Annotated in this window: 20 protein-coding genes; 6 read left to right on the plus strand and 14 right to left on the minus strand. The window is 37.3% G+C overall.

Translation table 11 applies throughout. The annotated features are described in order from the left end of the window. Positions 1-32: 32 nt before the first annotated feature. Complete coding sequence (locus tag ABJ974_RS10565) at positions 33-821, plus strand: DUF4197 domain-containing protein (RefSeq protein ID WP_419868215.1); 789 nt, start codon at positions 33-35, stop codon at positions 819-821. Positions 822-879: 58 nt separating this feature from the next. Here the strand turns inward: ABJ974_RS10565 and ABJ974_RS10570 are convergent, their stop codons facing one another. After that, complete coding sequence (locus ABJ974_RS10570; protein WP_419868216.1) at positions 880-1,533, minus strand: CoA transferase subunit B; 654 nt, start codon at positions 1,531-1,533, stop codon at positions 880-882. Between the two features lie 123 nt (positions 1,534-1,656). Next, entirely contained in the window at positions 1,657-2,358 is a 702-nt protein-coding gene (locus ABJ974_RS10575; protein WP_419868217.1) for a CoA transferase subunit A, read from the minus strand. A gap of 316 nt (positions 2,359-2,674) precedes the next feature. Between ABJ974_RS10575 and rplS the strand changes: the two genes are divergently transcribed. Then, positions 2,675-3,028, plus strand: coding sequence for a 50S ribosomal protein L19 (gene rplS, locus ABJ974_RS10580; protein WP_419868218.1), 354 nt, complete (start codon positions 2,675-2,677; stop codon positions 3,026-3,028). A gap of 324 nt (positions 3,029-3,352) precedes the next feature. Here rplS and ABJ974_RS10585 read toward each other — a convergent pair whose 3' ends face one another. The 4 genes from ABJ974_RS10585 to rpsA form a co-directional block, all read right to left on the minus strand. Then, complete coding sequence (locus tag ABJ974_RS10585) at positions 3,353-4,348, minus strand: alpha/beta fold hydrolase (RefSeq protein WP_419868219.1); 996 nt, start codon at positions 4,346-4,348, stop codon at positions 3,353-3,355. Between the two features lie 81 nt (positions 4,349-4,429). Further along, entirely contained in the window at positions 4,430-5,413 is a 984-nt protein-coding gene (locus ABJ974_RS10590) for an EamA family transporter (protein ID WP_419868220.1), read from the minus strand. A 119-nt stretch (positions 5,414-5,532) separates the two neighbouring features. Further along, on the minus strand, positions 5,533-8,142 hold the full coding sequence (locus tag ABJ974_RS10595; RefSeq protein ID WP_419868221.1) for a T9SS-dependent M36 family metallopeptidase: 2,610 nt from the start codon (positions 8,140-8,142) through the stop codon (positions 5,533-5,535). A 264-nt stretch (positions 8,143-8,406) separates the two neighbouring features. Further along, positions 8,407-10,194: a 30S ribosomal protein S1 gene (rpsA, locus tag ABJ974_RS10600; RefSeq protein WP_419868222.1), complete on the minus strand. Its 1,788-nt coding sequence runs from the start codon at positions 10,192-10,194 to the stop codon at positions 8,407-8,409. Between the two features lie 580 nt (positions 10,195-10,774). Here rpsA and ABJ974_RS10605 point away from each other — a divergent pair. Beyond that, a complete protein-coding gene (locus ABJ974_RS10605; protein WP_419868223.1) occupies positions 10,775-12,082 on the plus strand; it encodes a DEAD/DEAH box helicase in 1,308 nt (435 codons plus the stop codon). Between the two features lie 86 nt (positions 12,083-12,168). Here the strand turns inward: ABJ974_RS10605 and ABJ974_RS10610 are convergent, their stop codons facing one another. Together ABJ974_RS10610 and ABJ974_RS10615 are read right to left on the minus strand one after the other, a co-directional pair. Next, on the minus strand, positions 12,169-14,850 hold the full coding sequence (locus ABJ974_RS10610) for a reprolysin-like metallopeptidase (RefSeq protein ID WP_419868224.1): 2,682 nt from the start codon (positions 14,848-14,850) through the stop codon (positions 12,169-12,171). Positions 14,851-15,143: 293 nt separating this feature from the next. Continuing rightward, positions 15,144-15,959 (minus strand): SMP-30/gluconolactonase/LRE family protein, encoded by an 816-nt coding sequence (locus tag ABJ974_RS10615; RefSeq protein WP_419868225.1) that lies wholly within the window; start codon positions 15,957-15,959, stop codon positions 15,144-15,146. 305 nt (positions 15,960-16,264) lie between these two features. Between ABJ974_RS10615 and ABJ974_RS10620 the strand changes: the two genes are divergently transcribed. After that, positions 16,265-16,609 carry a MerR family transcriptional regulator gene (locus ABJ974_RS10620; RefSeq protein ID WP_419868226.1) on the plus strand — a complete coding sequence of 115 codons (345 nt, stop codon included), beginning with the start codon at positions 16,265-16,267 and terminating at the stop codon, positions 16,607-16,609. A gap of 74 nt (positions 16,610-16,683) precedes the next feature. Continuing rightward, the gene (locus ABJ974_RS10625; RefSeq protein ID WP_419868227.1) at positions 16,684-17,925 is read left to right on the plus strand and encodes a hypothetical protein; all 1,242 of its coding nucleotides are present in this window, start codon (positions 16,684-16,686) and stop codon (positions 17,923-17,925) included. Between the two features lie 27 nt (positions 17,926-17,952). Here the strand turns inward: ABJ974_RS10625 and rluF are convergent, their stop codons facing one another. The 5 genes from rluF to ABJ974_RS10650 are packed head-to-tail and all read right to left on the minus strand — an operon-like array spanning position 17,953 to position 21,496. Then, complete coding sequence (gene rluF / locus ABJ974_RS10630; RefSeq protein WP_419868228.1) at positions 17,953-18,675, minus strand: 23S rRNA pseudouridine(2604) synthase RluF; 723 nt, start codon at positions 18,673-18,675, stop codon at positions 17,953-17,955. 55 nt (positions 18,676-18,730) lie between these two features. Next, positions 18,731-19,429 carry a tRNA pseudouridine(55) synthase TruB gene (gene truB / locus ABJ974_RS10635; RefSeq protein WP_419868229.1) on the minus strand — a complete coding sequence of 233 codons (699 nt, stop codon included), beginning with the start codon at positions 19,427-19,429 and terminating at the stop codon, positions 18,731-18,733. Positions 19,430-19,443: 14 nt separating this feature from the next. After that, on the minus strand, positions 19,444-20,262 hold the full coding sequence (locus ABJ974_RS10640) for an undecaprenyl-diphosphate phosphatase (RefSeq protein WP_419868230.1): 819 nt from the start codon (positions 20,260-20,262) through the stop codon (positions 19,444-19,446). 34 nt (positions 20,263-20,296) lie between these two features. Then, a complete protein-coding gene (locus ABJ974_RS10645; RefSeq protein ID WP_419868231.1) occupies positions 20,297-20,593 on the minus strand; it encodes a DUF3098 domain-containing protein in 297 nt (98 codons plus the stop codon). Positions 20,594-20,596: 3 nt separating this feature from the next. Further along, positions 20,597-21,496, minus strand: a complete 900-nt coding sequence (locus ABJ974_RS10650) for a cell division protein FtsX (RefSeq protein ID WP_419868232.1) — start codon at positions 21,494-21,496, stop codon at positions 20,597-20,599. Between the two features lie 91 nt (positions 21,497-21,587). Here ABJ974_RS10650 and rsmA point away from each other — a divergent pair, with 91 nt between their 5' ends. Beyond that, the gene (rsmA, locus tag ABJ974_RS10655; protein ID WP_419868233.1) at positions 21,588-22,358 is read left to right on the plus strand and encodes a 16S rRNA (adenine(1518)-N(6)/adenine(1519)-N(6))-dimethyltransferase RsmA; all 771 of its coding nucleotides are present in this window, start codon (positions 21,588-21,590) and stop codon (positions 22,356-22,358) included. Between the two features lie 46 nt (positions 22,359-22,404). Here rsmA and ABJ974_RS10660 read toward each other — a convergent pair whose 3' ends face one another. Beyond that, complete coding sequence (locus ABJ974_RS10660) at positions 22,405-24,774, minus strand: choice-of-anchor L domain-containing protein (protein ID WP_419868234.1); 2,370 nt, start codon at positions 24,772-24,774, stop codon at positions 22,405-22,407. Between the last annotated feature and the right edge of the window lie 38 nt (positions 24,775-24,812).

The raw sequence follows: 24,812 nt of genomic DNA on the forward strand, positions 1-24,812 counted from the left end.
GATACTATCTAATTTTGTAAAAAAATATAATAATGAAAAAAACTGTATTCTTAGCTTCTGCCCTGTTGTTTTCCATTTCTACGCAGGCTCAGATTTTAGATGCTCTTAAGTCTACCGTTAAAGACAAGACAGGAGTAGATCTTACGACTCCTTCCAAAACAACAACTACCACTTCATCATCTACCAAAAAATCGACTGCCAACCTGAATGGTCTCAGTTCCGATCAGATTGCTTCAGGATTAAAAGAAGCTTTAAACCTTGGAGTAACGGAAGGCATACAGAAGTTAAGCGCAACAGATGGTTTTTATAAAAATGCTGCGGTAAAAATCCTTATGCCTAAAGAGCTGAGAGCTATTGATACCAAACTTCGTGCTTTAGGTTTGGGAAGCTTAGCCGATCAGGGAGTAAAATCTTTGAACCGTGCCGCTGAAGATGCCGTAAGTGAAGCTGCTCCTATTTTTGCCAATGCCATTACTTCGATGAGCATATCTGACGCTTCCAATGTTTTGCTAAGTTCTGATAATGCAGCTACCAGTTATCTCCAAAATAAAACCCAGACCCAGTTATTTTCGGCTTTTGAACCTAAAGTACAGGCTTCTCTCGGAAAAGTGGGTGCGGATGTAGTTTGGAATAATCTTATCTCAAAATATAATAAGCTAACAGGTCAGTCGGTAACAACAGATATTGAAGAATATGTAACTACGGAAACCATTAACGGTGTATTTAAGATGGTTGCAGAAAAAGAAGGTGATCTAAGAAATAATCCGGTTACGAGAACCACCGGAACGCTTCAAAAGGTATTCGGGGTTTTAGATAAATAAAAAATTTAGAAAACTATATAAAAGGCTGTTTCAGATATTTGAAACAGCCTTTGCTTTTTTAAAGCTGCATTTCCGGAACCTCTCCTTCAATAATAAGGTCAGCTTCCGTAGCTTTTATAATGTCCTCTACTGAAACTCCCGGCGCTCTTTCCACCAATCTGAATCCGGCCGGAGTAACATCCAGAACGGCTAATTCGGTAACGACTCTCTTAACACAGTTTACCCCCGTAAGCGGTAAAGTACATTTTTTCAGTATCTTACTTTCTCCTGCCTTGTTCACATGCATCATCGCCACAATAATATTTTCGGCAGAGGCCACCAGATCCATCGCTCCTCCCATTCCCTTCACCATTTTTCCCGGTATTTTCCAGTTGGCAATATCTCCATTTTCGGAAACTTCCATTGCTCCTAAGATGGTAAGGTCTACTTTTTGTCCGCGGATCATCCCGAAACTGAATGCAGAGTCGAAAAATGATCCTCCGGGTAATATGGTAATCGTCTGTTTCCCGGCATTGATTATATCTGCATCTTCTTCTCCTTCGTAAGGAAAGGGTCCCATCCCCAACACTCCGTTCTCACTTTGAAATTCTACGGAAATATTTTCGGGGACATAATTGGCTACCAATGTAGGAATCCCTATTCCCAGGTTTACGTAGTAACCGTCTTTAACTTCTTTGGAAATTCGTTTTGCTATATCTTCTTTTGATAACATAATTTTAATTTGAAAGTTGGTTAATGAGTCAATTGAATTTGATTATTTGTTCTTTACTGGATAATAACTTTAATTTTCGTTATCCTTTCATTCAAATCATCAAACTGAACAATTATCTGATTATTATGCTCTTTTTCTCACTGTTCTTTGTTCGATTCTCTTTTCAAATTTCTCACCCTGAAAAATTCTCTGAACCATAATTCCTGGAATATGGATCTCGTTCGGATCCAGTTCTCCCGGTTCCACCAATTCTTCCACTTCGGCAATAGTAATATTTCCGGCTCCTGCCATAGGGTAGTTAAAATTCCTTGCCGAACCCTTAAATACAAGGTTTCCGGCATGATCCCCTTTCCAGGCTTTCACAATAGAAAAATCCGCTTTGAAAGCATGTTCCAAAATATGAGGCTTCCCATCAAAGTCTTTTACTTCCTTACCTTCGGCGACCTCAGTACCGTATCCGGCCGGAGTATAGAATGCGGGAATTCCTGCCTGGGCAGCTCTGCATTTTTCAGCCAAAGTTCCCTGAGGAGTAAGCTCCACATCCAGCTCCCCGGAAAGCATCTGTCTTTCAAATTCAGCATTCTCCCCTACATAGGAAGAAATCATTTTTTTTATCTGCCTTTTATGAAGCAGCAATCCCAATCCGAAATCGTCCACCCCCGCATTATTGGAAATACAGGTTAATTCTTTTACATTGCTTTCCACTAAGGCATTAATAGAATTTTCAGGAATACCGCAAAGACCAAATCCCCCTAACATCAGGGTCATTCCATCCTTTATTCCTTCAATCGCTTCTTTAGCATTTTTTACTCTTTTATCTATCATGAAATATTAGATTTTTATGTTGGCTAAATTTAATAATTTTTTTCGCTTACACTGAACTTCTATTGAAAGCCTGCCTTCAACAATTTATTTTTTTCTGTTTTTATCCCTCGTTTTCTAAAAAATGTAAAGATTGAGCACTGCAAAATACAATGGTAAACTACACTTAATTAAGAGATTAGACATTTTTAAAAAGCTATTCACTTTTTTCAAAAGGATATTGTTTTTTAAATAAATAATTATTACTTTTGCAACCTGTTATTCAACCTCTGACGAAAAACGTGTAAGTTGCTTAGCTTTAACATTTTATTTATTAATAATGGATTTATTAAAGTACGTACAAGACAAGTACACTGCAAAGAAAGAATTCCCGGAATTCAAAGCAGGTGATACCATCACAGTGTATTACGAAATTAAAGAAGGACAGAAAACAAGAACTCAGTTCTTCAAAGGAACAGTTATCCAATTAAGAGGAACAGGTTCCACTAAAACATTTACTATCAGAAAAATGAGTGGTGATGTAGGTGTAGAAAGAGTTTTCCCTATTAACATGCCAGCTCTTCAAAAAATTGAAGTTGACAGAAGAGGTAAAGTTAGAAGATCTAGAATTTATTACTTCAGACAACTTAGAGGTAAAAAAGCTAGAATCAAAGACGCTGCTTTTAAGAAATAATTCAGACAACAATAAATATAAAAAGAGACTTTCTAAATTAGAAAGTCTCTTTTTTTTGCGGGGTTCCGGTATAATGAAGAACGGGCTTAAGCCCGTTCCTATTGAATGGAGGCGCTTTTTTATCTTTATGAGGTTTTATAAAAACCATAAATCTAATACATGATTGATGTTCCGGCCTAATGAAAACGGGCTTAAGCCCGTTCCCATTGAATGAATGCCGTTTTTTATCTTTATGTGGTTTATGAAACCCTAAATCTAATCCATGATCGATGTTCCGACATAATGAAACGGGCTTAAGCCCGTTCCTATTGAATTAGTAGCCGTCTATTTAATGAAATCATAGAGTGCATTAAAGAATTGTGGATATACTTCTATATGGGGAAGATGCCCCACATTTTCAATTTCCACCAGCTTAGCTCCCGGGATTTCTTTTTGAGTTTTTTTACCCAACTCCTGGTATTGTCCCATCTTAGGCTGAAGCTCTTTAGGTGCTCTATCCTTCCCTATTGCCGTTCTATCCCTGGTTCCAATAATCAATAAGGTAGGAACCTTGATGTTTTTAAATTCATAGCATACCGGCTGGTTATAGATCATATCAGACGTTAATGCCGCGTCCCAGGCTACTTTAGGATAATCCGGATGCAGCGTCCATCCAGCTATTAAATCCAGCCATGGCTGATATTCCTCTTTCCATTTATTATCATAATAAAATTTAAGCTGATAATTTTTATAGGTTTCGGCTGTGTTTTTAAGTTCGGACTGATAAGCCTGATCAATAGTCTGATAGGAAGCAAAAGTTTTATAATCTTCAAGCCCGATAGGATTCTCCAGAATTAGCTGCTGAACTTTTTCCGGATACAGCAAAGTAAACCGGGTAGCTACCATTCCTCCCATAGAATGTCCAAGAACTATTACCTTATCTATTTTTAATTCATCTAAGATTGCTTTGGTATTATGAGCTAGTTGAGAGAAGGAAAACTGATAGCTTTGGGGTTTGGAAGATTTACCAAATCCTATCTGATCCGGAATTATCACCCTAAATCCTTTTTCGGAAAGGTCTTGAGCTGTCTGCTTCCAATAAGCTCCGTTGAAATTTTTTCCATGTAAAAGCATAATGGCTTTACCATTGGGTTTCTTTGGCTTAACATCCATATAGGCCATTTTAAGATCTTGATGTTGGGATTTAAAATCTAAAAAGTGGACTTCATAGGGATATTCATAATTGGAAAGTGTAGCATCCAAAGGTTTTACCTGTGCAAATACACCTTCTGAAATTACTGAACACATTATAATGGCAAATGCATTTCTAAAATATTTCATGAGCTTTTATTTTAATAATTAAAATTAAAAAAACCGCTTCAAAAGAAACGGTTGTTTATTATTATTTTTTAATTATTATCCTTATTGCACTGTTTCGGCAATATGAGCTTCTTTTTTTGACGGAAGATTCATTAAAACAATGGCAAGCAGGATCAAAAGAATTCCTATCCACTGAATAAACAAAACATTTTCTTTTAACAGGACATAAGCCATCATTACAGATACGGGAAGCTCAAGAGAGGAAACAATACTTCCCAGTCCTAATCCTGCATTAGGGAATCCTATATTAAACAAAATAGGTGGTATAATAGTCCCAAATACAGCTAAAATAAGCCCATACGTCCATAATATCGAATAATCAAATGACCGTATATGCTGGGTATTTTCCGTAAAATTCAGATAAACAGATTTCAGCCCGTCAAAATAAAGAGGACCGATCTGAGCAAAGAATAAAAAAGTAAAAACCACAATGGCTCCCCCCACCAGCATAATCAGACTCTTTCTTAAAGGAGGTAAATGAGTTGCTATGGTATTGGATGTAAACATCGTCATCGTATAAGAAGCTGCGGCGAGTATTCCCCAGAAGATCCCGTGCCAGTCCAGGTGTATATCCTGATTGATAATATTGGTGGCAAGCCCGGTTCCTATTAAAACAATAAGTGTCGCTATAATTTTCCTGAGGCTGGGTAATTTTTTGGTTAAAAAAGCTTCTACCACCACGCTGAACCAAACGGACTGCATCAGCAGAACAATTGCTATTGAAACATTTATATACTGTACCGCCAGATAATAGAATAAACTGGTAAATCCCATCGAAGTCCCTGCCAAGATCAGCATTCCTACTTCTTTTGTACTGGGTGAGGTCAATCTTTTATTTGAAGTGAGGGTCTGAGCAAAATTCAGAATTAAAAGTCCTACCAATCCCAACATAAACTGTGATGATGTAACTTCCGAGGTAGTGTAACCCTCCTGATAAGACATCTTTACAAAAGTAGCCAGCATACCGTATATACTAGCACCCAATCCCACAAACAATACTCCTTTTACTATATTTCTCTTCTCCATAATTTTTTTCGACCCGCAAATTTACAACATATTCTTTTAATCCATGAAGTCTATTATCCCATAATAAAAAAGAACGCCTCCAATTAATAGAGACGTTCCGTTATAAATATCCGATTAGTTTATTTTTTAATGATAATTTTTGATGTTGCATCAAAACCAAGTCCTTTCACTTTCACCAAATAGGTTCCGTTAATCAATCTATCCGTAGATATAGCTTTTTTGGATTCCGGTGAAATTTTGTCTTCTGAAGAAACCAGCCTTCCGCTCATATCGTAAATCTCAACATTCACTTTTCCTAAAGTGCTGCTTGGGAAATTGATATAAAATTCATTTTTAGCAGGATTAGGATAAATGGAAACTGTATTTTTCACAGCTTTCGTTTCTTCTGTAGCCAGTAAACAATCAGAAGGAACTGTAAAATCTTCAGTCTGGTCATTGATGTTGGTTTTGCTTCCTGCTAAAGCATTTACACCCAGTCCTCTTTTTGCAAAAACCCTCCATATCATACATTTATCCACTCCTCCGGTAGCCGCCAGATCTGCTGCGATTATCGCGTCTCTACCGTTAACGAAAGTAGGATTACATCCCTGAAGCTTTAATGCATTGGTTACCAATTGTAATACCTTGCTGCTTCCGTTTGTCGTATTGGCAGTAACATCTGAAGAATATCCGTATTTAGCAACATAAGCCCAATGCAGATCCCATAACATGGATGCCCAAATAAAGCCAATGGAGTGCACATCCGGAACTAATGCCCCACTGGTATTCATATATTCCAGGCCGTTGGTATCTCCATAGGTAAAATTATTAATAGCAAAATCCGGAGAATATTTAGCCGGTCTGATTCCCCCTCCCGAAGTAGGCTCTCCCTGTGCATACGTTCCTATACCTCTTGGTACGGATGCATTATCTCCCGGCTGGTTGGTCAGCATTAAAGCAAAAAAGTCGGACCATCCTTCTCCCATCTGCTCTTTATCGGCTGAAGAACTTAAGCAGGCATATCCTGTTCCTGTCATTCTGTTGGAAATTCCATGTCCGTATTCATGGATTACAATCCCATTATCAAAGCTTCCGTCCGGAGTCATTGCTGTAACAGGATCATTTTTTAAGGTAACATTCACCGTTGTGCCAGCGGACAGATTACTCTTTATGTATTCACCTTCTGCATTGGTTATTAACACGGAAAGAATAGTAATGGTAGTATCCGTTCCGGACATTCCTGCCACCGCTCCGGAAGTCGGTGCATTATAAATAATAGCTCCAATAGCCCCTGCGTTTTGAGCATTTTTAACTTTTACGGTAAAATTACAGGTTCCCCTTTCCACGAGTCCTATTTTCCCGGTTAAAGAACCAACCGGCAATGCTGTACAACCATCAATTACGGAAGCAAGCTGAACATTTCCCGTTACTCCTACAGCATCTAAAGGATTTCCAAACTGAGCAGTTCCGGCTACGGGCTGGCGGGAAGTGGCTGCACTCGGTGCATTATAGAAGAACAGTTGATTGACGGTAGACCATAGATACATTTGCATCCATCCGTTATAACTATCCGGTGGAGAACTGAAATTAGCATTATTGGTTCCTCCACCATCCTGGGCTTCCGCATATACACTGTCATCATCCAATCCTCCCAGCCCCCAGTTATTTTGCTGAAAGTTTTTAGCTGTCTCCGTAAATCCGAACTTATAAAACACATCATGTACCCTGTTATTGATATAAAATAAATTGGTAATGGATGCATTTTGATTGTAACCAAATGTTCCGTTGATATTAAAAGGGAAATTAAATGTACGCGAAGCACCTCCATCAGGAGAAACTCCGGGAACATCCATATCCGCTGTATCTTCATAGGCAAATACATTATTCCCACGTGTGTTGGTATAATGGGTAACTCCATCCGAATGCCATCCTTCCGGTGAGGAAGCTAAAATCCATGGATTGGAAACCACAGATCGGGATCCGAAAGTGGGAGCCTCCAAAGGGGTGGCAAAAATATTGTAAGAAGCAGGATCCGGTGTCAGAAGCACAAAGTTCTGATCTCTGTTTTTTTGTTCTACTCCTGCTATTTCAGTGGTATGCTGGTGAAAATCATGATTCTCCGATTGATATGCCCCCGGTTTAAAGTTACACGACAAAGTGAGATTATTCTTTTCTATGATTTCCCCATTAGCTGCATCCACCAGAATATTCCAATAATTTGCAGATTGAGGTTCCTTTACCATATATTCATAGGCCAGACGCAATTGGTTATTATTATCATTAACATATACCAATCTCTGCTTGGCCACCTTTCTGTCATTTTTAGTTTTCTCAAAGAATCCAACCACAGGCAAAGCTGCAACCTCCTCTTTACCTAGGTTACTAGCTATTTTCTGCAAGGCTACATTTTTATTGATGGCTGCATTCGCTGAAGCTGAAACGGTATAATCCTTTACAAAGTTATCGGTATAATAAACAATCTTATTATCTCGTACCAATGCCGTTCCTACAGAACTATGAACCAGAAAGCCATTATAGGTCTGCTGGAATTTAACTACATTTCCATTTAAAGTTCGGGAAGGATCAACATTATCGATCACAAAATTGGTAAGGTCTGACCTTTTGTATTCTCTTAATTTATTTTTAACCATATAATCCCTGATAAGCTTTTCGTTATCCTGAGAATATAGATAAGATGATTGAAATACTGAGAATACGGCAAAAAGAATGGGTAAAGTTTTATTTTTCATATCTACTATTAAAGGCGCTAATGTACAAATTATATTCATTCAAAAAATAAATTTTTTAGCAAATAAATAAAATAAATAAATTTAAAATGAAGTATCAATATCAATAAATATTTAATACATTCAAAATGTTATTCTGATTTTATTAAACTAACCTAAAACAGGATAAAATATATTTTTAAAATAAAATCGGTGTCAGCATCTTTTAAGTTTATACAAAAAAAACCACCCAAAACTGGGTGGTTCTTATTCATCAATGGTCGAAGATTATTTACCTTCTTCCATTTTCTTTTTAAGTTCTGCTAAAGCATCGATATCTCCAAGAGTTGATCTTTCTTCATTGTTTGAAGAAGACATATTTCTGGAAGAAGATTCTTTCACATTTTTCTTTTCTTCATCTCTGAAGATTCCTGTGTGAGAAACTACTACTCTCTTGAATTCCTTGTTGAACTCGATTACTTTGAAATCAGCTTCTTCTCCTTTTTTGATTTTAGATCCATCTTCTTTCTCTAATAATCTTGAAGGGCAGAATGCTTCAACTTCAGCATCTTCGAACTGTACAGAAGCTCCTTTATCGTGAACTTCTACTGCTTTACCAGCGTGGATAGTTCCTTCAGCATATTTAGTTTCGAATTTATCCCAAGGGTTTTCAGTCAATTGTTTGTGACCTAAAGATAGTCTTCTAGCCTGGATATCTAATTCTAATACTATAACATCCAATTTATCTCCTACAGCGCAGAATTCAGATGGATGCTTGATTTTCTTAGTCCAAGAAAGATCAGAGATGTAGATTAATCCGTCGATACCTTCTTCTAACTCTACGAATACACCAAAGTTAGTGAAGTTTCTTACAGTTCCTACATGCTGAGATCCTACAGGATATTTAGTTTCGATATTTTCCCATGGATCTTTAGACAATTGCTTGATACCTAGAGAAATTTTTCTTTCTTCTCTATCTAAAGTTAATACTTCAGCTTCCACTTCATCACCTACTTTCACAAAATCACCAGCAGATCTTAAGTGAGTAGACCAAGACATTTCAGAAACGTGGATCAATCCTTCTACACCAGGAGCGATTTCTACGAACGCACCATAGTCAGCAAGAACTACTACTTTTCCTTTTACTTTATCTCCTACTTTTAAGTCAGCAGAAAGAGCATCCCATGGGTGTGGCTCTAATTGCTTCATACCCAACTGGATTCTTGTTTTCTCATCGTCAAAGTCAAGGATAACCACTTTTACAGTTTGACCATCTTCTAAGATTTCAGATGGGTGGTTTACTCTAGACCAAGAAAGATCTGTAATGTGGATTAATCCGTCTACCCCTCCTAAGTCGATGAATACACCGTAAGAAGTGATGTTTTTAACAGTTCCTTCAAGAACCTGACCTTTTTCAAGCTGAGCGATGATTTCTTTTTTCTGACCTTCGATATCTGCTTCGATCAATGCTTTGTGAGATACTACTACGTTTTTGAACTCAGGGTTGATCTTCACCACTTTGAACTCCATAGTTTTACCTACGAACTGATCGTAATCTTTGATTGGCTTAACATCAATTTGAGAACCTGGTAAGAATGCTTCAATTCCATGAACATCTACAATCATACCACCTTTTGTTCTGGACTTTACAAAACCGTTAACGATTTCACCTGTTTCGTGAAGTTCGTTTACTTTATCCCAAGCTTTAAGCGTTCTTGCTTTTTTGTGAGATAATTGTAATTGTCCTGTTTTGTCTTCTCTTTTGTCAACCATTACTTCTACTTCATCCCCTACCTTAAGACCTTGGTTGTAACGGAATTCGTTAAGAGAAATAACACCTTCAGATTTGAAGTTGATGTCAACGATAGCTTCTTTATCAGTTAATCTTACTACTTTTCCTACTAAAACGTCGTTATCGTCTAAGTTGTTTAAAGATCCGTTGTAGATTTCTTCTAAATCGCTTTTTTCTTTTCTTGCATCAGCATCAAGACCAGATTCGAAAGAATCCCAGTCAAATTGTTCCGGTGCTACGTTTTGGTTTAATAAAACCTCTGCTGAATTTGTCTCTTTTGACATTTTCTAAAAAAATTTGTATTCCTTCTTTTTTAACGGTTTGAATAAATGCGGATTAAAAAATACGGAAGTAATTAATAGTTAATATTTTATCTCTTCAAACCTTTACCACAAAAGTGGGTGCAAAGATACGAATTTTATTTGAGTTTAGCAATATTTTATTGGTTTATAAATTGTTGATTGGGAGGGGTTTGTGGAGTTAGGGGTTTGTGTTATTAGCCCACCCCGTCTAAAATTCTCATAGAATTTTTGACACCCCTCCAATGGAGGGGAATAGGAGTAGTGTAAATTGATACAGGGAAATTGATAATTGATGCATCGGTAAAAGGAGCATATGATGATTTAAATGTAGGAGTAGAAAGTGGAGAAAATTTGAGTGTATAATAAAGTAATGGTAAGGCGGTAAGAGGATAAGATTAAAGATGAAGATGAAGATGGTGAGAGGACGAAATGAATAAAAGATAATGAAGCTGATTGTTTATGTAATTTCAGGAAGAAACTAAAATCATTAATACCGAAGGAGGAAATAAAACAGCATTAAACAATCCACGGTGTCCGTCAAGTAATTCACTACCTTTGCAAAATGGAATTAGAATCAATTTATAAAAAACTGCAGATTCAGGATATGAATCAAATGCAAAAGTCAACCTATAAAGCAACAGAAAACAGGGATGACGTGGTCCTTCTATCTCCTACCGGTTCAGGGAAGACACTGGCTTTCTTATTTCCTGTTGTAAGAAACCTGAGAAAAAATGCACAGGGAGTTCAGGCTTTGATTCTAGTTCCGGCCCGGGAACTGGCTTTACAGATCGAGCAGGTTTTTAAAACAATGGGAACGGATTTCAAAGTAACGGTCTGCTATGGAGGGCACGATAAAAAGATTGAAGTTAACAACCTTACCGAAGCTCCGGCTTTATTAATCGGAACACCCGGAAGGGTTGCTTATCATCTGAGAAACCAGAACTTCGCCCCCTCTTCTATTGAAACTTTGGTGCTTGATGAATTTGATAAGGCTTTGGAATTAGGCTTTCAGGAGGATATGGAATTTATCATCGGATCTTTACAAAATCTTAAACAGAGAATTCTCACTTCCGCAACGGTAATGGAAGATATTCCCTCATTTACGGGCTTAAAAAACGAAAAAAGAATAAGCTTCCTGAAAGAAAATGAGGTAAAACCTGATATTCAGTTAAGAAAAGTTCTTACGACTCCGGAAGAAAAACTTGATACTTTATTTCAGCTGATATGTAAAATAGGTAGCAAAAGAACTCTGATCTTCTGTAATCACCGAGATGCAGTAGACCGTATTTCGGCACTTTTAAGGGAAAAGGGAATTGCCCGTGAAACTTTCCATGGCGGATTGGAGCAGGATGAACGGGAGCGTGCTTTATTAAAATTCAGAAATGACTCAGCCCGCATCCTCATCACCACCGACCTTGCTTCAAGAGGACTGGATATCCCTGAGGTGGAATCTATTATTCATTATCAGCTCCCTCCGAAAGAGGATGCTTTTATCCACAGGAACGGACGTACTGCAAGGATGAATGCCAAAGGTTCCGCCTACCTCATCATGACCGAAGATGAAAATTATCCTTTCATTAAAAGCAATACTCCGGAAGAAAGCGTGAAAGAATACAATAAAGTACCGGAAAGAACCCCTTTTCAAACCATTTATATAAGTGCCGGAAAAAAGGATAAAGTCAACAAAGTAGATATTGTAGGTTATCTCATTAAAAAAGGAGAACTGGCAAAAGAAGATATCGGACTGATAGAAGTAAAGGATACCACTTCATACGTCGCTGTTTCAAGAACCAAAACAATAGCTTTACTGAAAAAACTTTCCAATGAAAAACTAAAAAACAGAAAAGTAAAAATAGAAATTGCTTATTAAAGTTCAAACATTCTAAAATAAAAATAAGGGTCAATGCAATTGACCCTTATTCATGTTGTAATACGTTACAATTTAATAATATTCCCTTATTTAATAATCATTTTTTTATTGTAAACACCTTTAGGTGTATTTATATTTATCAGATAAACCCCTTTAGTTACCTGTAAGTTAAAGGCCTGGGTATTTTCTCCTCCATCCTGCTGGTAACTGGAAGAATGTACCAGCCTTCCACTCGCATCATATATGACTACCTTTATTTCTCCAGGGAAATTTCTGGATTTGATAAAGAAATTACCATCACTTGGGTTTGGATAAATTTTAAGATCATCTTCCAGATACTGACCGGGAGTTTCATTAAGCCCCAAAGCTTGTGTTTCACGGGTACATACCTCTAAAGACCATGATGTAATGCTTCCTTCATTCTGAGGATAATTGTCCGAAGCAAACAATTTCCATTCTCCCTGTGCTGAATGTCCTTTGAATATACTTAATGATTCATCGGGCTTCACTTCTCCCTGAACAGGTGAAGCACAGCCATAGTTAGATCCAGTATCACTGAATATTGCATTAATACCCGAAGAATTATTGCAGGTACGACTCCATAAAAGTGCAGAGGAACCTGCCGGGCTTTCTATTCCTACAGCCAAATCTCCAATGTTAGAATGGCTAATTGTCGGAGTTACCTTAATTTTTGTAATTACTCCTGTATTATTCACCACCAAAGGGACTTCTACTCTTGGCGAAGAAATTGCCGTTCCTCCCGGACCGTCCGTTATATTGACAGATGGACCACTGTAAGTATAAACCGCACAGTTTTCTCCTGTTACATTATAATCAATCACAAAGCTTGAGCTCACCGCATAGTAAATATTTCCCACTGCTTCTACCAGAATATAAGCATTGGAAGCCGTTGAACCTGCAGGTATCACCACCTGCTCACTTCCATCATTAGGCGTACCTGCCACAAGGGTTGTAAAGGTCTGGCCTCCGTCCGTAGATAATTTTATATTCACCAAAGAGGTTGATATAGGTGCCTGATTGGTATTGGCTACATCCCAAGTTACATTAAAGGTTCCCCCTGAGCTCCAAGATTGCCCAAATGCAGGTGCCGTAACTTTAAAAGGGCCTGAACCCGCATTAACCGTCACTACTGTTTCATCTTTATTGGTTTGCGGCTGTGTAGGATGATTGGTTCTTACCGTTAATGTAAAATTAAGATTTCTTCCGACACTGGAAACAGATTCCCATCGGGTACTTAAAACACCGGCCAGCACTTTATTAAAATCAGGAAAATACCTTACCGGCTCGGTTTTAGGCAATAATGATTTAAAGGTAGGGCCGGAAGGTTTTGCAGGATAAGCCAATGAGTTAACCCCTCCGGTTTGACTAACCCCTGAATCCAATTGCTCCCAAGAATAAGTATAAGCGCTGGAATTGATATCGTTAGTAGTTCCTTTTAAAACAAAAGGAGTGGATTTCGGAATGGTATAATCTGCTCCTGCATCAATACTGGGAGCAGCGATTGTAAAGGGTGTATTTACTCCACAGCTTACCGTGTTGAGATAGTTTTTAATCTCAGTGATATTATAAGTGTGAAAATAATCATATGAATTAAACTGAACATCTACATTTCCTCCCATAATCCCCGTATAGGCCATAATGGTATTTCCACTTCCCGGCTCTACCAAGGATTGCGATGTTTCACTTGCGTTAACGTAAGAAAAAGTATGATTAGCACCTAGCTGATGCCCCATTTCATGCGCTACATAATCAATGTCAAATTTATCACCCTCAGGAAAATTATGAGCAGTCCAGCCTTGTGCCTTTGAATTATTTTTACAAAGTACACCGATAGCTCCTGCAGCTCCGTTTGCATTCTTTTTATCCAGCAGATGTCCCATATCAAAGTTCTGAACCGGAATTACAGAAGTAATTCCCGTCTGAGCCTGGTAAGGCCCGGCCGAAGTAGAATAAGGATCACTGGCAGGATTCAAAAATATAATAGCATCATTATTGGCAATAAGATTAAAATGCAGCGAAAGGTCTTTTTCAAATACGGAATTCAAACGGGTAAGTGTCGCATTCATAGCAGCTAACACCACTGCTTTTTTTTGCGCATCCGTAGCCGTAGAGGGTGTTCCCGCCGCAGATAAATGATACTGGGCATATTCTCCGGTACATGATAATGCCAGCCGGAAAACATTGAATCCGGCTGCCTTCTTAGCAGTGGTACTTGCTGTACTTTTTGCAACCGAGTTCTTCTGTGTTTCCGTTAAACATTCGAAAAGTTCCGGTTCCCTGTTTTTTCTTGATCTGGAATCCGAAACGGCATATAAGGTTCTATCTTCCGTATAGGCTTCAATAAATTCCGAACCTTCCGGTTTTGTAACCATTGAAGAAAACCCTACGGGTGATAAGCTAAAACGCAAATAGGATTTGGAATTTCCAACTCCTTTTCCTACATATGACCGGATGTCAGGATATTTTTCCTGTAATTCGGGAGCCATATTGGAAAATTCCCATACCTGAAATCTTTCCAGCTTCCCATCGGCACCGGGAATAGTAACAACCACCCCCTTAGTGTTGGATGAGGCAGACGGAGCTTTTTTTAATGTTTGTTTCAATTGATTCGTATCAAGAGTATATAAAGCTCTGAATTCTAATTTTTCCTGTGATTTTTTCACATTTCGTGAATGCAGTTCCGCCCTGGCCCATTGGGAATATCCCAGAAAAGGGCAGAGAAGTAAAAGAGTAAAAATAATTTTCATATTTGTATTATTTTATTAAATGATTACAGATAATTCAAAGATTCTTCTAAAAAAACCGATACTAAAATAATTAAAAATTTAAATATTATCATGAAAATATCATTAAAAAATAATAAAACAGATCATTTAAATAGAATAAAAGCAATAATTAAAAATTAAAATCATTAATAATAAAAAAATATGATTTATAAATATTAAAATAAAATTTATTTAAAAAGTATAAAAACCAATAGATGAAAAAAAAAATGGATATTAAATAAATACCCATTTTAATTAAATCTTATAAAATTTTATTATTTCACTCCTTTCACACGAGTTGGAAGAATATAAACGGATTGAGATGCCGTAATGAATAAAACCGAATGATCTTCTCCCCCGAAAGTAACATTGGAAGTCCAGTCTTCCGGTATGGGTATCTGATTGATTTTTTTTCCTTCCGCATTAAAAACCGTAACTCCATCTCCGGTCAGATAAAGATTACCATGCTTATCCAAAGTCATCCCATCGGATCCCATTTCACAAAACAGTTTCTTTTCTGACAGCTTGCCTTCGGAAAGAATATCGTAAACATAGGTTTTACCGGCATCTATATCGGAAACATATAATTTTTTAAATTTCTCACTTCCTATAATTCCGTTAGGCTGCATAAAGGTTTCTATTTTGGTAACTTCTCCCTCTTTATTTCTATAATACAAACTTTTATGGGGAATTTCCTGCTTGAAATCCACCCAGTAATCCCTTTCATAAAGCGGATCAGTGAAGTAAATACCTCCGTGTTTATCTACCCATAAATCATTAGGACCGTTAAGCCTCTTCCCTTCCACATGTTTTGTAAGAACTTCTACCTTTTTATCTTTTGATATTTTCCAGATCTCTCCCTGATGATCTGAACAAGTTATCAGGTTATCATGCCTGTCAAAGTGAGTACCGTTAGCCCTTCCCGTTTTACTTAAAAACTCCACAATAGTATTTTCTCTCCAGTCCCAATAGTAAATTTTATCATTAGGCTGATCCGTGAAATATACATTCCCCTTCTTATCAGAAGCAGGTCCCTCCGTAAAGCTGAATTTATCCGATACTTTTTCCGGTTGTTTATCATGATAAAACATATCATTATTATTTAAGGATTTACAATTTATTACTACTAATAGTAAGCCAATTGAAGAAATCCGAAATAGATTTTTCATTTTATACAGATTAAAATGTGCAATTTACAAATTGTAATCACTAAATAATATATAAAGTTTACTAATAATTAATTATTAAAATAAATAGAATATTCTAATTTCTAGCCGTTTCAACAGCCGGATAACATTTGTTCTTCTGTTTCAGAAACAGTTTACTACCTAATTCATCTTTCAAATTTGGCTTACAATTCAAAAAACTTTTATCTTTGGGCTTTAGGATTAAAAAAATGAAATTTAATTTACCCGATAAACTTTATTATTCTATAGGTGAAGTAGCAAAAGCTTTTGATGTAAATACTTCTTTAATACGCTATTGGGAACAGGAATTTCCTATTATTAAACCTAAAAAGAATAAAAAAGGAAACCGGTACTTCACTCCGGAAGATATTAAAAACTTAAAAATAATTTATCACCTGGTAAAAGAGAAAGGATATACCCTGGACGGAGCCCGAGTGGCTTTAACGACCAACAGTAAAATATCCGAAACCATTTCCCTCATTGACCGTCTTGAATTTGTAAAAGCCGAATTATTAAAGCTTAAAGATTCTTTAGGTGAGCAGGATCCTTCTTAAAATTTAACATTAAATTAATTAAGTTTTTGAAAATCATTTAATTGTAGTTTTTACTTTTATCATTAAACTACAAAATGATTAAAAAAAATTATTACCGGAAAACAGCATTTCTAGGTGTGCTTCTCCTTTGCTTTTATACCTTCCAGCAATATACAGCCAATTCTCATGAGGATTTTTCGGAGGTGAAATTTATTTCCGCACCTCAAACCTTCAACCTGTCTGATTTTGATCCCAACAGTCTGAGTGCCCAACAATGGGAATCTCTGGGATTTTCCGGTCAACAGGTCAAAAATATTCTTTATTACAAGGAAAAACTGGGTGGAAAGTTTGTCTCTAAGGAACAGCTTAAAAAATGTTATTCCATTTCTGAAGAAAAGTTTAATGAATTGAGTTCTTATATTCTTCTTCCTGACACCGGCAAAGAATCGGGTCCAGGATACCGAAACCACCATACGATAAGTATTACAAAAAAATTTAATCCTGATCAATATTCACAAAATGACTGGGTACAATTGGGTTTCTCGGAAAGACAGGCCCAGTCTATCATTAAATATAAAAACTATTTAGGAGGAAGCTTTATCAGTAAACAAAAATTCAGGGAATGCTTTACCATCAGTGATGAAAATTATCAAAAACTGGCTCCTTATCTTCTGTTGCCGGATAAAAGCCCACAGCCAGAAAGCAAAGAGAAATATAAAAAACAACATTCTTCTTTTGATCCCAACACATTGGATATCGAAGGCTGGCAATCTCTTGGATTCACGCTGAACCAGGCGAAAGTAATTGTTAATTATCGTGATAAAAACCTCAAAGGAAGATTTAAAAATTTAGCGGATATTCAACAATGTTTTGTGATTTCCACAGAGAAATTTAAGGAATTACAGCCTCACATTATCATAACTCCTCAACAGGAAGCCCAGCCGGAAAAAACCGATTTCTCCGCTATTGACCTGAATACCATTACTTATAAACAGCTTTTAGAATTTGGCTTTGACAAAAGAAGTTCGGGCTCTTTAATCGGTTTCAGAAAGAAACTGGGCGGATTTGTTACCAAAGAGCAGATTTTAAGTACTTATAATATTGATAAGGAACTGGCAAAAAAACTTGTTTCCGTCTGTACTCTCAATTCATCCCATGTTATCAGATATTCTTTAACTGATGCTCCTGAAGAATGGCTGAAAAATCATCCCTATTTCAAATATTCTGCGGATAAGATAATGTATTACAGAATTAGTAATCCTGATGAGAAAAAGATATGGAAACTTCTTAAGCTGAAACCTGAATATGAAACAAAAATGAAACTATACCTTAAATGAGAAAAGCTGAGAATCGGGAGTTATAAATCAATCCACTGTTTTACTGGAATCCGATAAAAGCTTATTCAAGGAGGAAAGTTCTTCTTCTGTTAAATCCCTCCACTTTCCAACAGGAAGGTCTAATTTGATATTCATGATACGGATCCTCTTCAGTTTTTTAACTTCGTAGCCCAAATATTCGCACATTCTTCTGATCTGGCGGTTGAGCCCCTGTGTAAGGACAATACGGAAATTCATCTCATCTATTTTTTCCACTTCACATTTTTTCGTGACGGTATCTAAAATAGGAACTCCGTTTCTCATTTTATCAAGGAATTTGGGAGTAATAGGCTTATCTACCCTTACCAGGTATTCCTTTCCGTGATTATTACGGGATCTCAGAATTTTATTGACGATATCTCCGTCACTTGTCAGAAGAATAAGACCTTCACTGGGTTTATCCAGCCTCCCTATCGGAAATATTCTTTTGGGATGGTTGATGTAATCTACAATATTATTTTTTTCCCGCTTGGTATCCGTCGTACAAACGATTCCCACAGGCTTATTAAACGCTATGTATACGTGCTTTTCCTGTGGTTCGCGAATAGGTTTTCCGTCTACTTCCACCACATCTTCATCAGAAACCTTTGTTCCTAACTCAGGAACCTTACCATTAATTTTTATCCTGCCTTCTTCCAAAAGCTTATCAGCTGCCCTTCTTGAGCAGTATCCCACTTCGGATAAATACTTATTGATACGTGTCTTTTCCATTCAATCTGATGATATAAGCCTGTAACTTTATGATAAAAACCCTGGAATTTCCAATTTACAGATTTTCAAACCTGTAATCATTTTCTAAAAATTCTGCGGTTGCATTTTCTATGCTGTATTCTCCTATTTTCGTACGTCTTAATTGTGTGAGATAGGCTCCGACTCCAAGGTCCTGCCCGATATCATGTGCTAAACTCCGGATATAAGTTCCTTTGGAGCATCCCACTAAAAAGCTTACGTAAGGAAAATTGATTTTAATATCTTCAATATAAAATAGGGTGGTCTTTCTGGATTTCATCTCCACTTCTTCTCCGGCTCTCGCCAGATTATAAGCCCTTTTACCATCTATTTTAATGGCCGAAAAAACAGGTGGCTTCTGTTCTATTTCTCCAACAAATTTATTTAAACTTTCTATAACATCTGCTTCTGAAATATGGGAAATATCCTGAGGAAGGATTTCCGGTTTTTCCGTATCATAGCTTTCTGTCTGAACCCCTATTTTAATTTCTGTCCAGTATTCTTTGGGTGCGTCCTGAATTTCGGGTATTTTTTTCGTGAACTTACCGCTGCATATGATCAGAAGACCTGTTGCCCTCGGATCTAATGTTCCGGCATGTCCTATCTTAAACTTTTTGGGAAGATTAAATTCTCTTTTAAGTTTATATTTCATTTTATTGACAGCCTGAAATGAAGTCCAATCCAAAGGTTTGTCCAATAAAAAAATGTGGCCTTCCAACACGTTTTCAGCTGTCATACGATAGGGAAATTTTATTGAAAAAAGTAAAAGTAAATCAGTAAAGCAACGCCCACAAAAATACGGTACCAGCCCCAAGGCTTAAAACCATATTTATTTAAAACACCGATAAAAGCTTTAATAGCAATAAGAGCTACAATAAATGCCACTACATTTCCTACGATAAAGATCATGATATGGTCCTGCGATTCAAGAATCATTTCATAACCTTTTTGAGGGTTTCCTGTTTCCTTTCCCCACGTTTTGAGAAAAACGGAATATACGGTAACGGCAAGCATTGTCGGAACAGCAAGGAAGAATGAAAATTCAGCAGCTGCCTTTCTTGTTAATCCCTGCGTCATTCCCCCTATAATGGAAGCGGCACTTCTACTTGTTCCCGGCATCATCGCCAGACATTGCCAGAAACCAATCGTTATCGCTTTCCTGATGGAGATTCCTTTTTCATCATCAATAACCGGATTCTTAAACCATTTATCGGCAAACAATAAGACGACACCTCCTAATACAAGTACTGAAGAAATCGCAATCTGATTTCCGAGCACGGCTTCTATTTTATCATCAAATAAATAGCCCAGAATTAAGGCAGGAACAACGGCAAAAGCTAATTTATAATAAAACTGCAGGTTGCTGAAATCAAAAAACTTTTTCCAGTAAGCCACTACCACAGATAGAATGGCACCAAACTGTATGGAAACCTGGAACATTTTTAAAAATTCATCATCGTGTAACCCCATTAAACTGGCGGTAAACCCCATATGGGCGGTAGAAGATATCGGTAAATATTCTGTAAGTCCTTCTACTATTGCAATAATAATTGCTTTAATTAAATCCATTAAAAAAAGATCTGAATAATTTTAGTGTGTGTTTTTATTTCTTTTTAAGAATTGCGTAGCCTTCTATTACAAAGCCTATAACAACAAATAAAGGAGCAATCCGGATTCTTCGGATAGAGAATATTCCGTCATTCCATGAATTGGGATCATATTTCCCGTCTACGGTATTGGCATCAGATCCCATCATTAAAAGAAACCCGACTACGATAAATGCAAGCCCTATCAGCATCCATTTAAAGTTCTCCTGTCCGAAATAGAAGGTATTGGCTTTTGGCGTTTCCGTCTCTTTACCAAAGTTGGCAGCGGAAAATTTATTTGTTTTTTTGCTCATTTTCTAAGAATAATATAAGTCATCTACACTTGTTCTCAAGAATCTCCAGGTTGCTATTACAGTACTTAATACGGTAATGAAAACACCTACTCCCAGTATCAGCAGAACAAGCCAGATATACTGCTGGTTGTCCTGTACAAAGGATGAACCGATAGCATTGGTAAAATAGTACCATACTCCGAAAAGTGCGAGAAGCCCGATTACCGAACCTATTATACCAAGCACAACAGCTTCAATGATGAACGGTTTTAAGATAAATCTTCTCTTAGCTCCCACCAACTGCATGGTTTTAATAATAAACCTTTTGGAGAATATTTTCAGACGAATTGAATTATTAATAAGCACAACGGCCAATACGAGAAATAAAACGGAAAAACCAAGTATCCATCGTAAGATCCTGTTCAGGTTGTTATAAACATCCACCATCAGGGTGCTGTCATTTTTAACATCCACGATACCCGGAACAGATTTCAACACTTTAATGGCTTCATCTATTTTTGCAGGATCTACATATTCCGGTTTTAATGCCACTTCAATAGAAGATGGAAAAATATTTTCTTCAAACAAAGCATCACTATCGATACCCATACTTTTCTTAGCCTCTTTAGCAGCCATTTCACGGGAAATATAGGTAGCCCTTTTTACGGGAGCCAAAGTCTGTATTTTTTTGAAAGCTTCCTGTTCCTGTTTTGCAATTTTCATGGAGTCCTTTGCGTCATAGTTTTCATCAAAGTAAGCGTTTACCACTAATTGTTCTTTGATATAATCAGAATATTTCTGGGCATTAATCAATATAAGCCCCATTAATCCTAATAAAAATAACACTAAGGCAATACTTATTACGACAGTAATATTGCTGGACCGAAGCCTTTTCTTATTAAATTCATCTACAGATTTAGCCATTAATATTAAAATTTTTGGCTAAAATAGAAAAAAACTTCCGAAATTTGGGACGAAATAAGGAAAATCATTGTTAACAAAATCATAAAAAACATTGAGTGTAAAGGCAAAAAAACATCTGGGACAACACTTTTTAACAGATGAAAATATCGCAAGAAAAATCGTTGAAGGTCTCTCCCGGGAAAACTATCACAACGTCATGGAAGTAGGACCCGGAATGGGAGTTCTTACCAAATATCTTCTGGAGAAAGATGAATCCGTTTTTCTGGCGGAAATAGATCAGGAATCTATCGAATATTTAAAAAACAATTATCCGAAAATTACCGAAGAGACTTTTGTAGGTGATTTTCTGAAACAGGATTTTAATTTTATAAACGGCGAGCAGATCGCCATTATCGGAAACTTTCCTTATAATATTTCTTCTCAGATTTTATTTAAGATTATCGATCATTATGAGCTTATTCCGGAAATGGTCGGAATGTTCCAGAAAGAAGTCGCAGAACGAACAGCCTCCGTCCCGAGAACCAAGGACTACGGAATCCTTTCCGTACTGGTGCAGGCTTATTATGATGTATCTTATTTATTTACCGTTCACGAAAATGTGTTCAATCCTCCTCCGAAAGTTAAATCAGGAGTTATAAAACTGATAAGAAATCCCAAAGAAGGCCTGGCAGGGAACGAAATTCTTTTCAAGCAAATTGTCAAAGCAGGTTTTAACCAAAGACGTAAAAAACTTTCCAATGCCTTGAAGGTCCTCAATATTCCGGAAGCTTTAAAAACCCACGAATTTTTAGATAAAAGAGCCGAAGAACTGAGTGTTCAGGACTTCATAGAATTTACCCAGCTCTGGAAAGAAAACAAATAAAAAAAACCTCTCAAGTTTGAGAGGTTTTTCTTTTTATATGCTATTATTATTCCCTGTTTTTAAGCATGATCCATCCTGAGCGGTTCAATTGGGTTTTGGATTTATTAAACTGATAATTAAATTTATACCAGTAAGTAGCTGTAGGAAGTCTTTTCCCTCCTACTGTTCCGTCCCAGACAGGTTTTTCTTTCGTAAATCTAAACATTTCCACTCCATAGCGGTCATAAATAGAACCTGTGAAGTTGGTAAAATTCCCCACTGCCGAAAGATCAATCACATCATTGATTCCATCCTGGTTCGGGGTAATAATATTATTGATATACAGCGTAAAGAATTCCAAAGCACCCACACAATGCGTTCCCTGTACTCTTACCTGAATATTATAATTGGTATTATTGATAAGACCTGTGAATACATTTGAGGTCTGCCATGTAAGCCCTCCGTCTATCGAATATTCCAGACTTCCCTGAATATTATTGATAGGTGGATTTTCGGCAGTTAATGTCAAGGTGTTATTGTTATCGTAATTAATACCGGAAATAAACGGAGTGGCAGCTGCCATCACTTTAGCCGTAAACACTTTTGTACAATATCCGTTATCAATAGTCACCGTGTAAATACCCAACTGATCCACATCAATGGTCTGGGTAGTTGCCCCCGTACTCCATAAGTAGGTATAATTAGGCCCCGCTCCCGCATCTAAAGTAATCCGGTCTCCTGTACACATTTCAACATCTGCCAAAGGAGAAGTAATTTCAGGAACCACTTCTACCGTAATGGTTGCAGGCTGCAAAGACTGACATCCTTTCTGCCCTATTGCGTAAACTGTAAACGTGGTCGTCTGATATAACGTAACAGTCTGTGTATTCCCTGTTCCCGGAAAGTTATTCCATAAATAGGTAACACCACCTGTTGCCGTAAGATCCACAGATTCTCCCGGGCATATTTTTAAGCTTGAAGAAACTACATCTACGGTAGGAGTTACTTCTTTTTGAAGTGTTAATTCCACTATCTGACTACAAAATCCACCGTTAGAAACTACTACATATAAGATCTGACCGTCATTTCCCATATAATTGGAAATATTGGTGATATAGTTCGTATTCTGGGCAAGAGCATCTGCCTGGTCTTCATAGAAATGAAATATAGCTCCCGGCGTGGTACTCAGCAGCGGCATGGTATCATTCAGATCAAAAGTGGTAATATCCGGTGTACTACAGAGCAAATAGGTAGCATCCTGTGCCACCGGTGTTTCTCCTCCATGAATCTCTATGGAAGCTTTACCCGGACAAGGATTTCCGGGAACCATTACTTCGATTTCATAAACTCCGGGCTGTGTAGCCGTATAGGAATTAGCAGTAGCACCATTAATCACCGTACCATTCAGATACCACTGATAGGTAACATTCGGAGCACTTACAGAGGCCGTAAGCACCTGAGGAACATTATCACAAACATTGATCTCCGGTGGTAAAGTAGCTCCTGCATTATCTAAAAGCTCTACGCCAATATTAAATGATCCTCCTTCCAGAAATACAGCAGAGTCATAGCTGCTGTCAATCGCATCTGCCAAAACCATCTTAAAATGATAAGCCTGGCCCGGAACTACCGTAGCAGTAGCCGTAAGAGGAACGGTTCTCCCGTTATAGTTGGTTTCAATGGCTGCCGTATTATAACCGCCAAAATACATATCATTCACTGATCCACAGCTTAGTGATCCTCCCCCGAATTGCGTATCCGGGTGGATATTGGTCACACTCACCGGCCCTGCACCATTGGGCAAAACAGCCATATTCGTATAAGGTCCCCCTGCTACAGGTCTCAATAGCAATGCGAATGCATCAGAGTAGCTGCATGGGAAAGATCCGGTATATTCTTCAGAGGCAAATAAATAATTAAATTTCACCTGGGAAGAAGTCGGTACAAAGTCAAATTCCAGAATAACCGCATCGTTTAACGAAACGGAAGGGTTAGTAGCAGCCACCAGGTCAGGATCACTTCCTGTGGAGAGGTTATCACCCAACGTACTGCTGATATAATCATTTCCTGATTTATTTACATATCCCGTAGATAATACAATTCCATCTTTAAAAGGAAAGTTGGTGGTCCCTCTGTGAAAATATCCCCACGATCTGTTATTATCAGAAGCGGGTAAATTCGGGCTTACCTGAATATTGGTAACATTCGGGGTAACACAGGAATTGGTTCCTGATGAAATCAATACATCTTTTACCAGCTGGTCTATCGTATAGGCCGATTCATTATATCCTGCAGCATTTACATCAATAAAAGCACCTGCTTTCATGGTTAATGCAGATCCCTTTTCTTTCTGAGGCTTTCGTGGTGGAATATTTTGAGAATGATAAAAATTGGAAGTAATTAGAAAAAATAGAAAAAACGGTAGATATCTTCGCATAATATTTTTGTTTCAACAAATTTAATTTTTTTTTAAAC

Source organism: Chryseobacterium sp. CT-SW4 (assembly GCF_048572715.1).
In the GTDB taxonomy this organism is placed as follows: Bacteria; Bacteroidota; Bacteroidia; order Flavobacteriales; family Weeksellaceae; genus Chryseobacterium.

Coding starts and splice junctions, on each gene's coding strand:
- ABJ974_RS10570 (WP_419868216.1), bottom strand. CDS start 1,533: ATGTTATCAAAAGAAGATATAGCAAAACGAATTTCCAAAGAAGTTAAA.
- ABJ974_RS10645 (WP_419868231.1), bottom strand. CDS start 20,593: ATGAGCAAAAAAACAAATAAATTTTCCGCTGCCAACTTTGGTAAAGAG.
- rplS (WP_419868218.1), top strand. CDS start 2,675: ATGGATTTATTAAAGTACGTACAAGACAAGTACACTGCAAAGAAAGAA.
- ABJ974_RS10615 (WP_419868225.1), bottom strand. CDS start 15,959: ATGTTTTATCATGATAAACAACCGGAAAAAGTATCGGATAAATTCAGC.
- ABJ974_RS10565 (WP_419868215.1), top strand. CDS start 33: ATGAAAAAAACTGTATTCTTAGCTTCTGCCCTGTTGTTTTCCATTTCT.
- ABJ974_RS10590 (WP_419868220.1), bottom strand. CDS start 5,413: ATGGAGAAGAGAAATATAGTAAAAGGAGTATTGTTTGTGGGATTGGGT.
- rluF (WP_419868228.1), bottom strand. CDS start 18,675: ATGGAAAAGACACGTATCAATAAGTATTTATCCGAAGTGGGATACTGC.
- ABJ974_RS10625 (WP_419868227.1), top strand. CDS start 16,684: ATGATTAAAAAAAATTATTACCGGAAAACAGCATTTCTAGGTGTGCTT.
- ABJ974_RS10660 (WP_419868234.1), bottom strand. CDS start 24,774: ATGCGAAGATATCTACCGTTTTTTCTATTTTTTCTAATTACTTCCAAT.
- ABJ974_RS10650 (WP_419868232.1), bottom strand. CDS start 21,496: ATGGCTAAATCTGTAGATGAATTTAATAAGAAAAGGCTTCGGTCCAGC.
- ABJ974_RS10605 (WP_419868223.1), top strand. CDS start 10,775: ATGGAATTAGAATCAATTTATAAAAAACTGCAGATTCAGGATATGAAT.
- ABJ974_RS10585 (WP_419868219.1), bottom strand. CDS start 4,348: ATGAAATATTTTAGAAATGCATTTGCCATTATAATGTGTTCAGTAATT.
- ABJ974_RS10610 (WP_419868224.1), bottom strand. CDS start 14,850: ATGAAAATTATTTTTACTCTTTTACTTCTCTGCCCTTTTCTGGGATAT.
- rpsA (WP_419868222.1), bottom strand. CDS start 10,194: ATGTCAAAAGAGACAAATTCAGCAGAGGTTTTATTAAACCAAAACGTA.
- ABJ974_RS10595 (WP_419868221.1), bottom strand. CDS start 8,142: ATGAAAAATAAAACTTTACCCATTCTTTTTGCCGTATTCTCAGTATTT.
- ABJ974_RS10640 (WP_419868230.1), bottom strand. CDS start 20,262: ATGGATTTAATTAAAGCAATTATTATTGCAATAGTAGAAGGACTTACA.
- ABJ974_RS10620 (WP_419868226.1), top strand. CDS start 16,265: ATGAAATTTAATTTACCCGATAAACTTTATTATTCTATAGGTGAAGTA.
- ABJ974_RS10575 (WP_419868217.1), bottom strand. CDS start 2,358: ATGATAGATAAAAGAGTAAAAAATGCTAAAGAAGCGATTGAAGGAATA.
- truB (WP_419868229.1), bottom strand. CDS start 19,429: ATGACAGCTGAAAACGTGTTGGAAGGCCACATTTTTTTATTGGACAAA.